Annotated in this window: 15 protein-coding genes; 6 read left to right on the top strand and 9 right to left on the bottom strand. The window is 66.5% G+C overall.

From position 1 onward, the window contains the following. Window positions 1–39 precede the first annotated feature (39 nt). The 3 genes from HCA61_RS16475 to HCA61_RS16465 all read left to right on the top strand — a co-directional run bounded on the left by HCA61_RS16475 (window position 40) and on the right by HCA61_RS16465 (window position 3,663). Complete coding sequence (locus HCA61_RS16475; RefSeq protein ID WP_240959633.1) at window positions 40–894, top strand: hypothetical protein; 855 nt, start codon at window positions 40–42, stop codon at window positions 892–894. Window positions 895–949: 55 nt separating this feature from the next. Next, complete coding sequence (locus tag HCA61_RS16470) at window positions 950–2,545, top strand: Rieske 2Fe-2S domain-containing protein (RefSeq protein WP_169689241.1); 1,596 nt, start codon at window positions 950–952, stop codon at window positions 2,543–2,545. Window positions 2,546–2,646: 101 nt separating this feature from the next. Further along, window positions 2,647–3,663, top strand: coding sequence for an alpha/beta hydrolase-fold protein (locus HCA61_RS16465; protein ID WP_169689240.1), 1,017 nt, complete (start codon window positions 2,647–2,649; stop codon window positions 3,661–3,663). Here the strand turns inward: HCA61_RS16465 and HCA61_RS16460 are convergent. Both HCA61_RS16460 and HCA61_RS16455 read right to left on the bottom strand, forming a co-directional pair. After that, a complete protein-coding gene (locus HCA61_RS16460) occupies window positions 3,632–4,594 on the bottom strand; it encodes a hypothetical protein (protein ID WP_169689239.1) in 963 nt (320 codons plus the stop codon). The two genes, HCA61_RS16465 and HCA61_RS16460, sit on opposite strands and share 32 nt — an antisense overlap. 24 nt (window positions 4,595–4,618) lie before the next feature. After that, window positions 4,619–5,755: an MFS transporter gene (locus HCA61_RS16455; RefSeq protein WP_346777573.1), complete on the bottom strand. Its 1,137-nt coding sequence runs from the start codon at window positions 5,753–5,755 to the stop codon at window positions 4,619–4,621. A 146-nt stretch (window positions 5,756–5,901) separates the two neighbouring features. On the opposite strand from HCA61_RS16455, the gene HCA61_RS16450 reads away from it, so the two are divergent. Further along, window positions 5,902–6,399, top strand: coding sequence for a PaaI family thioesterase (locus tag HCA61_RS16450; RefSeq protein ID WP_169689238.1), 498 nt, complete (start codon window positions 5,902–5,904; stop codon window positions 6,397–6,399). Between the two features lie 4 nt (window positions 6,400–6,403). Here HCA61_RS16450 and serS read toward each other — a convergent pair whose 3' ends face one another. After that, window positions 6,404–7,666: a serine--tRNA ligase gene (gene serS, locus HCA61_RS16445; protein ID WP_169689237.1), complete on the bottom strand. Its 1,263-nt coding sequence runs from the start codon at window positions 7,664–7,666 to the stop codon at window positions 6,404–6,406. Between the two features lie 11 nt (window positions 7,667–7,677). After that, window positions 7,678–8,070, bottom strand: coding sequence for an ankyrin repeat domain-containing protein (locus HCA61_RS16440; protein ID WP_169689236.1), 393 nt, complete (start codon window positions 8,068–8,070; stop codon window positions 7,678–7,680). A gap of 47 nt (window positions 8,071–8,117) precedes the next feature. On the opposite strand from HCA61_RS16440, the gene HCA61_RS16435 reads away from it, so the two are divergent. After that, on the top strand, window positions 8,118–9,167 hold the full coding sequence (locus HCA61_RS16435; protein WP_169689235.1) for a septum formation family protein: 1,050 nt from the start codon (window positions 8,118–8,120) through the stop codon (window positions 9,165–9,167). A 13-nt stretch (window positions 9,168–9,180) separates the two neighbouring features. After that, window positions 9,181–9,519, top strand: a complete 339-nt coding sequence (locus tag HCA61_RS16430) for a metallopeptidase family protein (protein ID WP_169689234.1) — start codon at window positions 9,181–9,183, stop codon at window positions 9,517–9,519. A 46-nt stretch (window positions 9,520–9,565) separates the two neighbouring features. Here the strand turns inward: HCA61_RS16430 and HCA61_RS16425 are convergent, their stop codons facing one another. The 5 genes from HCA61_RS16425 to HCA61_RS16405 form a co-directional block, all read right to left on the bottom strand. After that, window positions 9,566–9,727, bottom strand: coding sequence for a hypothetical protein (locus tag HCA61_RS16425; protein WP_169689233.1), 162 nt, complete (start codon window positions 9,725–9,727; stop codon window positions 9,566–9,568). 229 nt (window positions 9,728–9,956) lie between these two features. Continuing rightward, window positions 9,957–10,244 carry an antibiotic biosynthesis monooxygenase gene (locus HCA61_RS16420; protein ID WP_169689232.1) on the bottom strand — a complete coding sequence of 96 codons (288 nt, stop codon included), beginning with the start codon at window positions 10,242–10,244 and terminating at the stop codon, window positions 9,957–9,959. A 91-nt stretch (window positions 10,245–10,335) separates the two neighbouring features. Continuing rightward, complete coding sequence (locus HCA61_RS16415) at window positions 10,336–11,094, bottom strand: SDR family oxidoreductase (RefSeq protein ID WP_169689358.1); 759 nt, start codon at window positions 11,092–11,094, stop codon at window positions 10,336–10,338. A gap of 23 nt (window positions 11,095–11,117) precedes the next feature. Continuing rightward, window positions 11,118–12,275, bottom strand: coding sequence for an acyl-CoA dehydrogenase family protein (locus HCA61_RS16410; protein WP_169689231.1), 1,158 nt, complete (start codon window positions 12,273–12,275; stop codon window positions 11,118–11,120). 25 nt (window positions 12,276–12,300) lie between these two features. Then, window positions 12,301–13,284 (bottom strand): nitronate monooxygenase, encoded by a 984-nt coding sequence (locus HCA61_RS16405; RefSeq protein WP_169689230.1) that lies wholly within the window; start codon window positions 13,282–13,284, stop codon window positions 12,301–12,303. Window positions 13,285–13,305 lie beyond the last annotated feature (21 nt).

Here is a 13,305-nt window from a genome sequence, read left to right as displayed (position 1 = left end):
GCATCGGACCGACCGCGATCGACATCAGGGGCGAGAGTATTGACCAGCACCACCAGAAAATCCCATCTGTTCGTCGTCGCAGGCGCGGCTGTCGCACTGGCCCTGACCGCGACGGGATGCGCCGGCGACGGGCAGTCCGGCATCCCCACCGAGACCCCCCAACCACCCGAAGTGTCCTCGTCGGGCACCGGGAACGACGCAGATGACGGGACGGCCGCCGCGGCTGCACCGACAGAGGCCGCCCCGTCTGCGGTCACGGTCGGCGACGTACCCGGCAACGCCGCAGCCGGCGCGGCACTGCAGGCGTGGACGAATGATCTGCTGGCGGGCAACGACGTGACCGGTAAGTGCTGGACGATCGCGACCGAACGGGCCGAGGAGATGTACGCCGACGTCGACGCGATCAGCGCCGCGGTGCAACAGCCCGGACTCGACGGCCAGTTCACGGTGACGTGGTCCGCGGACGGCACCGACGTATCGGTGCTGCGCAGTGAGATCTCTTCCGGCTACGCCTGCCCCTACGTCCACCCGACCGGCGACGCCGACATCTACACCGAGGACGACGCCGTCTACGCGGTGGAGCGGTTCCTCGGACGCACCACGGGCGATCCGGTGGCCCCGGAAGACACCGAGGACGACTACCCGCTGATCTGCCCCGGAATGGGAATCTGGGATCCGTGGGGCACCGGAAACCCGGGCGTGCCACCGTTGTCGACCGATCCGGACACCCTCGACGGCGTGACGACCTTCGACGCGGATTCGGCGACCTTCGCTCCTATCGACGACGTGTACGGGACGGTGTCCATCCCGGTCGTCGAGGACGGAACCGCTCGTGACCTGGTTGTCTACGTCACAATCGCCTCGAACGGATACTGCCTGGGCGCAGTGGACTGATCGGCTCCGCCTACCCTGGAGACCACGTCGGCCAGCTTCGTCAGGAGGCAACGCAGTGCAGATCACCAGCGTCGGACACGCAGGGTTCCATATCCGGACAGAGGCCGGGTCCATCCTGTGCGACCCCTGGATCAACCCCGCGTACTTCGCGTCATGGGTGCCGTTTCCCGACAACACCGGGCTCGATTGGGAAGAGCTCGGCAACGTCGACTACCTGTACGTGTCGCACCTGCACAAGGATCACTTCGATCCGGGCACGCTGAGCAAGTACGTCGACAAGGATGCGACGGTGCTGCTGCCGGACTACCCGGTGCCGGATCTGCGGCGTGAACTCGAGGCACTGGGCTTCACCAAATTCTTCGAGACCACCGACTCCGTGAAGCATCGGATCTCCGCTGCCGGTATCGATGTCGCTCCGCAGGCCCCCGTCGGACCGGGCGAGCTCGACATCATGATCATCGCGTTGCGTGCACCCGCCGACGGGCCGATCGGTGACTCGGGTCTGGTCGTCTCCGACGGCTCGACCACCGTGTTCAACATGAACGACGCGCGGCCGATCGACATGGATCCGATGCACGAGGCGTTCGGCCACATCGACATCCATCTGCTGCAGTATTCGGGTGCCATCTGGTACCCGATGGTCTACGACATCCCGAAGAAGACCAAGGCCAATTTCGGCAAGCAGAAGCGTCAACGTGGCATGGACCGTTGCCGCAGCTACATCGAGCAGGTCGGAGCCACCTGGATCGTGCCGTCCGCAGGGCCGCCGGTGTTCCTCGACGACGATCTGCGCGACCTCAACGACGACCACGGCGACGAGGGGAACATCTTCCCCGACCAGCACGTGTTCCTCGAACAACTGCGCATCCACGGGCGCGACGGCGGCCTGCTCATGATCCCGGGATCGACGGTGGATCTGGTCGGCAAGGATCAGATGACCCTCACGCATCCGATCCCGGACGAGCAGGTCGATGCGATCTTCACCAACAAGGCCGCCTACATCGAGGACATGGCGAAGCGGTTCGCGCCGATCATCGCGGCGGAGAAGGCGACGTGGGCTCCCGCCGCGGGTGAGCCGTTGCTGCCTGCGTTGAAGGCGAAGTTCGAGCCGATCATGGCGCAGTCCGATCTGATCTGCGACGGTATCGGTTACCCCGTCGGTCTGGTCATGGGTTCGGGCGACGACGCCGAGACCGTCGTACTGGATTTCCCGAAGCGGGCCGTGCGCGAGCCCATCGAGGGAGAAGGCAAGTACCGCTACGGGTTCCGCATCGCACCGGAGCTGGTGCGGACGGTCCTGCGCGACGACGAACCCGATTGGGTCAACACGATCTTCCTGTCCACCCGCTTCACGGCGTGGCGCATCGGCGGGTACAACGAGTTCCTGTACACGTTCTTCAAGTGCCTCACCGATGAGCGGATTGCCTACGCGGACGGCTGGTTCGCCGAGGCGCACGACGACACGGCGTCGATCGAGCTGGGCGGCTACGAGATTCAGCGTCGCTGCCCGCACCTGAAGGCAGATCTGTCGAAGTTCGGCGTGGTCGACGGCACCACCCTCACCTGCAATCTCCACGGCTGGCAGTGGGATCTCGACTCGGGTCGCTGCAAGACGTCCAAGGGTCACGAGCTGCGCAGCAGCAAACTCTGATGCCGGTTTCCGCGCCCTCGCCGAGGAAGCGACGACCGGCCCCCGATCGTTCCGTCCCCACTCCGAGTGCCGTCCGCGATGCGCTGCAGGGTGACCGAACCGTGGTCTTCACCTCCGACGGCACCGACTGGATTGCGACGTTCGCAGTGGGTGACGCCGCACTGCCGCCCTCGACGACAGCAGTGTTCCTCGACGTCAACTGCGTCACCGACCGGAGCCGGCTTGCCGCCGGAAGCATGCTCCGAGACACGGACTCAGGGTTGTGGATCCTGTCCGTTCGGGTTCCGGCCGGGTGGCGCGGCGCGTACACATTCATTCCGTCGAACGCCCCACTGACGGTTCCGGACGGCGACGCGAATCAGCGTCAGTGGTGGATCGACTTCCGCCGGGGCGCCATCGGATCGTTCGAAGGAGCTGCCCCCGACGCCGAGCCACAGCGACTCCGGACGGGCGCACTCCCGGAAGGCATCCTCACGACAGAAGCGGTGGAGCTCGACGGCACTCCGCGGCGCGTCGGCACCTACGTGCCGCCCGTACCGGGTCACGGCACCGTCGTGTTGTTCGACGGCGACGAGGTCCGCCGTCACCGGGTGCTCGCCGCGTTCGACGATCCCGAGAACGCCCCTGCACGGGTGCTCGTCGTCGACCACGTGAGCGCCGACGGTCAGGAACGCAATGTGCGGGCGTCGGACCTGACCGCCAACCCGCGCTTCCGCGACGACCTCCTCGCATACGCGGGCGAGCCCGTGACGGTGGGCGGCTGCTCGTACGGCGGACTCGCGTCGATGTTCTTCGCGTTGACCCGGCCCGATGCCGTGCGCGGCGCAGCCTGCCTGTCACCGTCGATGTGGTGGCACGACGAGCAGGGGCACGATGTTCCGACACTCGCGAAGGCCGACAACGGCGGCGACGTGCCCATCCTCAGCGAGGTGGGTTCACTCGAGTGGATGATGCTCGACGAGGTCGTGGGCGCCGCCGATCGACTGGCCGCGGCCGGGCACCCGATTCGTTCGGGGACCTTCGCGGGTGGTCACGACTGGGTTCAGTGGCGCGAGCGGCTGCCCGTCCTGATCACAGAATTGCGGGTCACACAGTCGGGGCGCTCGGAATCGGTGTGACCGCGGGGCGCGGTGCGAACGCCGGCACGAGCAACAGCACCGCGCCGACTGCGATCAGCGCGAACGGCCACCACTGACGGTCCCCGGCCTCCACGGTGGGTTCGGCGGCCTGCGCGTCACCGGACTGCGGCAGCGCCTCGGTCGCGTCCCGGACATTGCCCGAGATGCTCTGCACGACATTGCTCACCGGTCCGACACCCGCCACGAGCTGGCCGGTGCCGTCGGTCAATTGCCTGCCACCGTCGTCCAGCAGGATCAGGCCGTCGCGCAGCTGCCGCGACCCGTCTGCGGCCTGTGTCATACCGGCGACGAACTGTGCGTTCGGGTCGGTCAGTTCGTAGGCGAGTTGCTGCGCGCCGCTGCGCAGCTGCCCCAGCTGGTCCATCGTCTCGGGTCCCAGACCCTGGGTGTTCAGCATGTCGACCAGCCCTCTGATCTCCGCCGACGCCGAGCTCGACACGGGGTCGCCGGACAGATCGAGTGTGTCGGCGACGCTCGTCAGCTGCGTGGTGACACTGCCCTGCATCTCACCGAATCCGGTGAGCCGGGTGACCACCTCGTCGACCCCTCCGCTGATCTGGGAGGCGCCGTCGCCGAGCAGACCGACGCCGCCCTCCAGCTGGTCGAGTCCGCCCGCGAGCTGCTCTCCTCCCGCCCTGGCCTGGCCGAGTCCGTCGGCGAGTTGCTGTGCGCCATCGTCGAGTTGGCGGCTGCCGTCGGTGAGCTGGCCGACGCCACCGTCGAGGATCGACAGCGGGAGACTCGCCTGTTGCAACGTACTGCGGGCGTCGTCGACTCCGGTGCCGCCCGTCTCCTGTTCGGCGACGGTGACGGTGGCCTCCGGCGAATCGAGGTAGGCGAAGGTCGAGCCGGCGCCGACAAGGGCCAGCCCGGAGACTGCGGTGATCATGGTGAGCAGACGTGCACGCATGTGCGTCGAGGCTAGAGCCTCCGGTTAAGAAGCTGCTGAGGAGCCCTGGTCGGGCAGCCATCGGACGGCACTGATACCTACCACGAGCAGCGGTAACACCGTCGCGACGACCAGTCCGGACAACGGAATCCATGTCGAGCCCACCGCGAAACCCGCGAACACACCGACCGACAGAACCTCGCTCGTCAGCCCCACGACCGAGGTGACGGTCGCGCGAGTGCGCCCCGACATCGTGTCCTGCAACCTGGCCTCGGCAACGATGGCGGTGTTGTGGATTGCGCCGTACCCGAGCCCGATCGCGATGAAGCCGACGACACCACCGGCGAGCGCACCGGCGGCGAGGAGAACTGTCCCCGCGATCACCACTCCGCCCATCACCCGGCCGCTCATCGAGGCGGTCCGGCCCGCGGTCGCGGCACCGAGCACCTGACCGATCACCGTGAGCGCCACCAGCACCGGCACCTGCTCGGTGGGCGCGCCGCCCTCCCTCGCGAGCAGGCCGAAGTATTCGTCGAACGCAAGACCGGCGAGCAGCGCGGCAGCGAGCAGCACCGCGCGGCGCACCACCTTGTCGGTGCGGACCTCGGACGTGCCCTCGCGCAGCGCCGACACATAACGGCTGAGCACCGGGCCGCCGCCGGCATCGTCGGTGTCCCTCACCCGAGGTGTGGACGGCAATGTCAGGACCAGCAGCCCGTTCGCGACGGTGAGCGCCACGGACAACCATCCGACGAGTGCGTAGCCGCCCAGTCCGAACAGGGGTGCCGCCGACAGGATCGCGACGAACGCGCACACCATCTCGCCTGCATTCGCGTAACCCGAGACCGTTGCGTATCGGTGTTCCGCGCCGAGCGCCGCGAGTTCGTCGTAGAGGAGCGCCTCGAATGTGCCCGATTTCAGGGATTCACTGATCCCCCACAGCACGAAACCCAGCGCGAAACCCCAGACGGTGGGCCAGATCATCCAGATCGTGAAGGTCGCGGTGAACAGAACGCCGCTGCCGAACAGCAGACCCCGGCGCGACACCGTATCCGCCCACGCGCCCGACGGAACCTCCGACACGAACGCGACGAGGGACCACAGGACGAACAGCGACGAAATGCTGCCGGTGCTCAGGCCGTGGTCTTCGAACAGCAGCGCATAGAGACCATAGAGCGGCACGAACTCGCGGGTGGCCGCGTAGACGACCGCCCGGACGGACAGGAAAGTCGAACGGTCGAATCAACATCGTCGGCGCATGGCTCCAGCATGACACCGGATCTCGCGCGTGTCACGAGCGACGTGGCGGTCCGATACCGTCGTCAGTTGTGAGCGAGGACAACGAACAGAACCGGCAACGCACCTACACCTGGGACGATCCGGCGCCTACGTCGGCCGCCAACCGCGACATGCAGGGACTCGACTTCCTGCACGGTCTCATCGACGGCAGCATTCCCCATCACCCGACATCTCGGACGCTCGGCTTCACCGTCACCGACGCGCGGGAGGGGTTCGTCGAGATCACCCTCGAGGTGCAGGAGTTCCATGCGAACGCGGTGGGCAGCGTGCACGGCGGAGTCCTCGCAACCCTGTTCGACACGGCGATGGGTTTCGCGGTGGCGAGCACGCTCGATGCGGGCGTCGGATACACGACCCTCGATCTGCAGGTGCGCTACCTGCGAGGAGTGCAGCCCGGCCATGTCCTCCGTGTGCACGGATTCTGCGAACACGCAGGGCGCCGCACCGCGACTGCGCGCGGCGAAGCGCGCGACGATCAGGGGCGGCTGGTCGCGACCGGCTCCACGTCGTGCCTGATCCTGAGCTGACCCGCTATCCGACGGGCTCCAGGACCTCTCGTCCGACGAACGGAACCAATGCCGGTGGAACCTTGACGGTGCCGTCGGCCTGCTGATGGTTCTCGAGGAGCGCGACGAGCCAGCGTGTCGTGGCCAGCGTTCCGTTGAGCGTCGCGGCGGTCTGCGGCTTGCCGTTCTCGTCGCGATAGCGGACACCGAGTCGACGGGCCTGGAATGTGGTGCAGTTCGACGTCGACGTCAGTTCGCGGTACCGCTCCTGAGTGGGAACCCATGCCTCGCAGTCGAACTTACGGGCTGCCGAGGATCCGAGGTCGCCGCCTGCGACGTCGATGACCCGGTACGGCACGTCGATCGCGGCGAGCATCTCGCGTTCCCACGTCAGCAACCGCTGGTGCTCTTCCGTCGCATCCTCAGGCTTGCAGTAGACGAACATCTCGACCTTGTCGAACTGGTGCACGCGGATGATCCCGCGGGTGTCCTTGCCGTAGCTGCCTGCCTCGCGGCGGAAGCACGACGACCACCCGGCGTACCGCTTCGGGCCTGCGGACAGGTCCAGGATCTCGCCCGAGTGGTACCCCGCAAGCGGCACCTCGGAGGTACCGACCAGATACAGGTCGTCGTCCTCGAGGTGGTACACCTCGTCGGCGTGCTGCCCGAGGAAGCCGGTGCCCCGCATGATCTCGGGGCGCACCAGCACCGGCGGGATCATCATGGTGAAACCGTTGGCCGTGGCCTTCTGCGCAGCGAGCTGGAGCAGACCGAGCTGCAGGAGCGCACCGTAGCCGGTGAGGAAGTAGAAGCGCGCACCGGAGACCTTGGCGCCGCGTTCCATGTCGATCAGGCCCAGCGACTCACCGAGCGTGAGGTGATCCTTCGGCTCGAAGTCGAACGTCGGCAGGTCACCGACCGTCTCCAGGGTGACGAAATCGTCCTCACCGCCGGCCGGAGCACCCTCCTGGACGACGTTGGAGATCGCCATGTGCGCCCGCTCGAGCGCTTCCTGCGCGGCGTTCTGCTCGGCTTCGAGCGTCTTCACCTGGGCCGCGAGTTCCTTCGCGCCGTCGAGCAGTGCGGGCCGTTCCTCCGGGGATGCCTTGCCGACCTTCTTTCCGAGCGCCTTCTGCTCGGCACGGGCGTTGTCACCCGCCAGCACAGCGGCGCGACGGGAGGCATCCGCATCGAGCAGCGCATCGACGAGGCCGGGATCCTCGCCTCGGGTGCGCTGCGAGGCGCGAACGGTGTCGGGATTCTCGCGGAGGAACTTGAGGTCGATCACGAAGGTGAAGCCTACCTCTGCCAGAGCTGCAGGTAGTCTTCGCGCCCGAACATCTTCGCCGCATCCACCGCGGTGGGCTGCCCGCCCATCGGATCGGCGCCCGCCTCTGTGAGGATCCGCACGACCTCCTCCTCGCCCTTGAACACCGCGCCCGCGAGCGGAGTCTGACCGCGGTCGTTCGCCCGGTTCACATCCGCGCCGTGGTCGACGAGAACGCGCACCGCAGCGGCGTTCCCGCGGTAGGAGGCGAGCATCACGAGGGTGTCACCGGCCCCGTTCGTCAGGTTCGCGGGGACACCCGCCTCGATATACGTCGCCAAGGTCTCGCTGTCGCCTGCGCGCGCAGCATCGAAGCAACGCTGCGCGATCTCCTGGATGCGGGGATCGATCTGGTCGTCGGCCATGAACCGACGTTACCTGTACGGACCGGGCCAGGGCATGATGGGAGGTGATGGCCGAAGACAAGAAGAAGAAGCCGGTACGGCGTCCGCCGTCAGCAAAGCTGACGCGACGCGCGTTGGTGTTCGTAGCTGCGGGCGCGGTCCTCGCCGCGATCGCGACGTTCGTCGTCGCGGGTTTCCAAGGCGCCGATACCGTCGACGGAAACAACAGCGGTGCGTCCCCGTCGACCGGCGCCGTCGCCGGTGACGCGTTCGGCACCGCCACCAGCGGAGACTGCCTGACCTGGACGGCGCTCGATGCGAGCGACCTCACGAAGGTGGATTGCGAGCAGACCCACCTGTTCGAGGTGGTCGAGGACATCGACCTGAGCGTGTTCCCCGGGGCGGAATGGGGACCGGGTTCACGTTTCCCATCGGTCATGCGGTTCACCGAGCTCCGCGACGAGCAGTGCGCACCTGCGGCGATGGACTACCTGGGCGGACGCTTCGATCCGCACGGCAAGTTCAGCATCGGGCTGATCAATCCCGGCGAAGCGGGGTGGGCTGCCGGCGAACGGACGCTGCGCTGCGGGCTGCAGTTCTCGTCGACCACCGGCAACCTGCTGCCCATCGAGGGCAGGGTCGCCGACCAGGACCAGTCCCGCGCGTGGGACGTCGGCCTGTGCATCGGCATCAACAACGGGGTCCCGGCCGATCCCGTCGATTGCGCGAAACCGCACGCCTTCGAAGTAGTTGCGACGGTGAACCTGGCCGAGAATTTTCCGGGCGGACTGCCGAGCGTCGAAGACCAGGATGCCTACCTCGAGCAGACCTGCACGGAGCGAGTGAACGAGTACCTGGGCGACCCGGAGGCGCTGCGGAACAAGACGCTGACGCTGTTCTGGGACAACTTGAACTTCGACAGCTGGCTGGCGGGCAGCCGCAAGGTCAACTGCTCTGTCGGTAAGCAGGTCGAGGGCGGGGGATTCGCTTCCATCACGGGCAGCGCGAAGGGCGACATCCTGATCGACGGGCAGCCGCCGATTCCGCCGCCTGCGCAGCCCGAGGGCAGGTCGCTTCCCACGCCGCTACCCGGTGCGGCTCCCCTGCCGGGGGCCTGACCCGATGGTGAAGATGAGCGATGAGCGCTTCGACGGACTTGTCTCCGACGCTCTCGACGAGATTCCCGCGGAACTCACACGGGCAATCGACAACGTGGTGGTGCTCGTCGAGCCGCGACACGAGGACGAGCCGGACCTGCTCGGTCTCTACCAGGGGATCGCGCTGACCGAACGCGACAGCCACTACGCCGGGTCGCTACCCGACACGATCACGATCTACCGCGACGCGATCCTCGACATCTGCGACACCGACGACGATGTGGTGCACGAAGTCGCGGTGACGGTCGTGCACGAGATCGCGCATTATTTCGGAATCGAAGAGGAGCGCCTCCACCAGCTGGGCTGGGGGTAGGCGCTCGAACTCTTACTCGGTCGGACTCCTGCTCGGTGGGGCGGGGTCAGACGCGGGCGGGCGTATTCCGCTCGACCTCGGCGTTCTTCTTGTCCGAGGCAAGCAGGAAGTGGGGGCCGATGGTCGACGCCACGAGCAGGATCAGGCAGCAGGCGACCACGACGGCAACACACGCGACCACGATGATCATGCCGATCAGTTCAAACATGCCCGATTANGCAGGCGACCACGACGGCAACACACGCGACCACGATGATCATGCCGATCAGTTCAAACATGCCCGATTACCTCCACGCTCGATATCACAGCGAAGTGCGGTCGGTCCGGCACTTCCGACCTTCACCATAACTGTCCGCCCCGGCTTGACCGAACCCGGCGGACGAAAAGCCGGGCGGGACGCGCTCGTGTGCGCGTCCCGCCCGGCTTTCTGGCGACGGTCAGAGTTCGTCGAAATGGGTGAGCTTCGGCGCCCCTGCGAGCAGCGGCCCGAGATCGGTGATCGCGCCTTCGCCCGCACGGAACTTGCGGTACGCGGTGTCGTGCTCCTTCGACTGCCACTTCTCGACGACGACCCAGCGAGCCTCGTTCTTCTGGTCCACCAGGATCTCGATACCGACGCAACCGTCGAAGGCCCGGGTCTCGTCGAGGACTCGCGTCATGACCTTCTTCGCATCGTCCAGCGCGTCGGCCTTGAACTCGAGCTCCAGCAGTGCGGTGAGCGCCATGTTCTCCCTTTCGTAGAATTCGATTTTCGTGCTCTACATTTCCCGATCGCTCCTGGCCGCGCAATAGGCCGGACCCGAACGAAGCAGAACCTCAGAACATGCTGTATCCGCCGTCGATCAGGGTCGTGCTTCCGGTCTGGAATCGCGACGCATCGCTCGCCAGGTAGACGGCGATACCCTCGAAGTCCTCGGGCGTACCCCATCGGCCGAGCGGAACCCGTGAGATCACGTTGCTGTTGAAGACCTCGGATTCCTGCAACTGCCCGGTGAGATCGGTGGCGATCCAGCCCGGCAGGACACTGTTCACCCGGATACCGAACCGCGCGAACTCGACAGCGCATCCATTGGCCATCGCGAGCACCGCAGCCTTCGTCGCGCCGTACGCCTGATTCCGACCGGCACCCTGTAGCGCGCCGAGGCTCGACGTCACGATCATCGACCCGCCGATGCCCTGCGCGACGAGGACCTTCGAGGCCTCACGCATCGTGAAATACGCACCATCGAGGTTGGTCGCCATCACTTTCCGATACTGCTCCGTCGACGATTCGGGGAACTTCTGCAGCGGCCCCGTGATACCGGCGTTGACAACGACGATGTCGAGCCCGCCGAGAGCGGCGGCGGTGTCGGCGACGCCGTCGATCACCGCCTGCTCGTCTGCCACATCGACCGACCGGGTGACGACCTTCGTGCCGAAACCCTCGAGGTCGGCGGCCGCGGCAGCGAGCTTGTCTGCGCTGCGGCCCCAGAGGGCGACATCGGCGCCGGCGCGCGCGAGTCCGCGCGCCATACCGAGCCCGAGGCCGGCCGATCCTCCGGTCACCAGTGCGCGTCTACCCGTGAGATCGAACATGCCGCTCCCCATGCGCATCTCCGTTACTTGAACTCGGCGGCGATATCGCGGCCGATGATTTCCTTCATGACCTCGGTGGTGCCGCCGTAGATGGTCTGGATGCGTGCATCTCGGTAGGCGCGACCGATCGCGTACTCCATCATGAAGCCGTAGCCACCGTGCAGCTGCACGCCCCGGTCGACGACACGCTTCTGCAGCTCACTGGCCCACCACTTCGCCTTCGACGCATCGACCGCTGTCAGTTCCCCCGCGTTGAGCGCGAGGATGCAGCGGTCGACGTGAGATTCGGTCACCTCGATCTCCGTGAGCATCTCGGCGAGCACGAAGCGGGTGTTCTGCAGATCGCCGATCGGCTTGCCGAACGCCTTGCGCTCGAACACGTACTGCTTGCTCCACTCGTAGGCCGCACGCGCCGACGTGATGGCGCTGACGGCAATACCGATCCGCTCGAGCGGGAGGTTCTCCATGAGATGGACGAAGCCTCGCCCTTCGGTGCCGAGCAGATTCTCGGCGGGCACGCGCGTATCCTCGAACACCAGCTCGGCGGTGTCCTGCGCGGCAAGACCGACCTTGTCGAGCTTGCGTCCGCGGCTGAAGCCGGGAGCGTCGCGCTCGACGACGATGAGCGAGAACCCCTTCGACCCGGCACTCGGGTCGGTGCGGCACACCACGATGACGAGGTCGGCGTGGATCCCGTTGGTGATGAAGGTCTTCTGTCCATTGATGACCCACTCGTCGCCGTCGCGAACAGCGGTGGTCTTGACGCCCTGCAGGTCGGAACCCGCGCCCGGTTCGGTCATCGCGATTGCGCCGATGACCTCGCCGGAGGCCATGCGGGGCAGCCAGCGGGCCTTCTGCTCCTCGGTGCCCAGATGCAGCAGGTACGGAATGGCGATGTCGTCCTGCAAGGCAAGGGTCGCGCCGAACGATGTGGTGTTCGTGCGAGCCGTCTCTTCCTGGACGATCTGGCGGAACCGGTAGTCGGTGACACCGGACCCACCGAATTCCTCGGGTACTCCGAGGCCGAGGATTCCTGCCTTGCCTGCGGCCAGGTACACGGACCGGTCGATGAGCCGTTCCTCTTCCCAGCGCTCGTAGTTCGGTTCGATCTCGCGAGCGTAGAACTCACGCACCGTTTCCCGGTACGCCTCGTGATCACCTTCGAAATGGGTACGCTTCATGAATTCTCCTGGCAATAGGCGTATATCAGGCGTTTACGCGGTCGATCAGGCCCGCGAGACGCTCGGAGATCAGGGCTTCTGCGTCGGCGACGATGCGTTCGACGAGTTCACCTGCGGTGGGAATGTCGTGGATGATGCCCTGGACGGTGCCGACGGTCCAGATACCGGCCTCCGGGTCACCGTTCTCGTACACGAGACGCCCACGCGCACCGGCGACCAGTTCACGGACGTCTTCGAACTGCCCTCCGCGATCGAGGATCTCGACGACCTCGCGGCTGACGGTGTTGCTCGCCACGCGGGCGGTGTTGCGCAGCGGCCGGAAGATCAGCTCGGTGTCGGTTTCCTTGGCCTCGACGATCGCTTCCTTGATCTTCTGGTGGATCGGTGATTCGACGGTGCACATGAAACGGGTGCCCATGTTGATGCCGTCGGCACCGAGGGCGAGTGCGGCGACGAGCCCGCGACCGTCACCGAAGCCTCCCGAGGCGATCATGGGGATGGTGATCTGCTCCGCTGCCGCGGCGATGAGGACGAGTCCGGGGATGTCGTCCTCGCCCGGGTGGCCCGCGCATTCGAAGCCGTCGATGCTGATGCCGTCGACACCGACGTCCTGCGCCTTGACGGCGTGGCGGACGCTGGTGCACTTGTGCAGCACCTTGATACCGGCGGCGTGGAAATCGGGGAGGTGCGGCGCGGGGTTGGATCCCGCGGTCTCGACGATCTTGATTCCGGAGTCGATGATGACCTGGCGGTATTCGTCGTAGGGCGGCGGCGTGATGGAGGGCAGGATCGTCAGGTTGACACCGAAGGGCTGGTCGGTGAGCTCGCGAGTGCGGGCGATCTCCTTCTCGAGGTCCTCGGGGGTGGGCTGGGTGAGCGCCGTGATCATGCCGAGTGCGCCGGCGTTGGCGACGGCGGCGACCAGTTCGGCGCGGCCGACCCACTGCATTCCGCCCTGCACGATGGGGTGACGAACTCCGAAGGTTTCGGTGAAGGGTGTGGACAGCACGAAAGATCTCCTCGCAGTGAG

Origin of the sequence: Rhodococcus sp. HNM0563, assembly GCF_012726195.1 — a bacterium.
Lineage (GTDB): Bacteria > Actinomycetota > Actinomycetes > Mycobacteriales > Mycobacteriaceae > Rhodococcus.
Note: the sequence above shows the minus strand (reverse complement) of the source record. Positions and strands in the feature narration are given on the sequence as shown.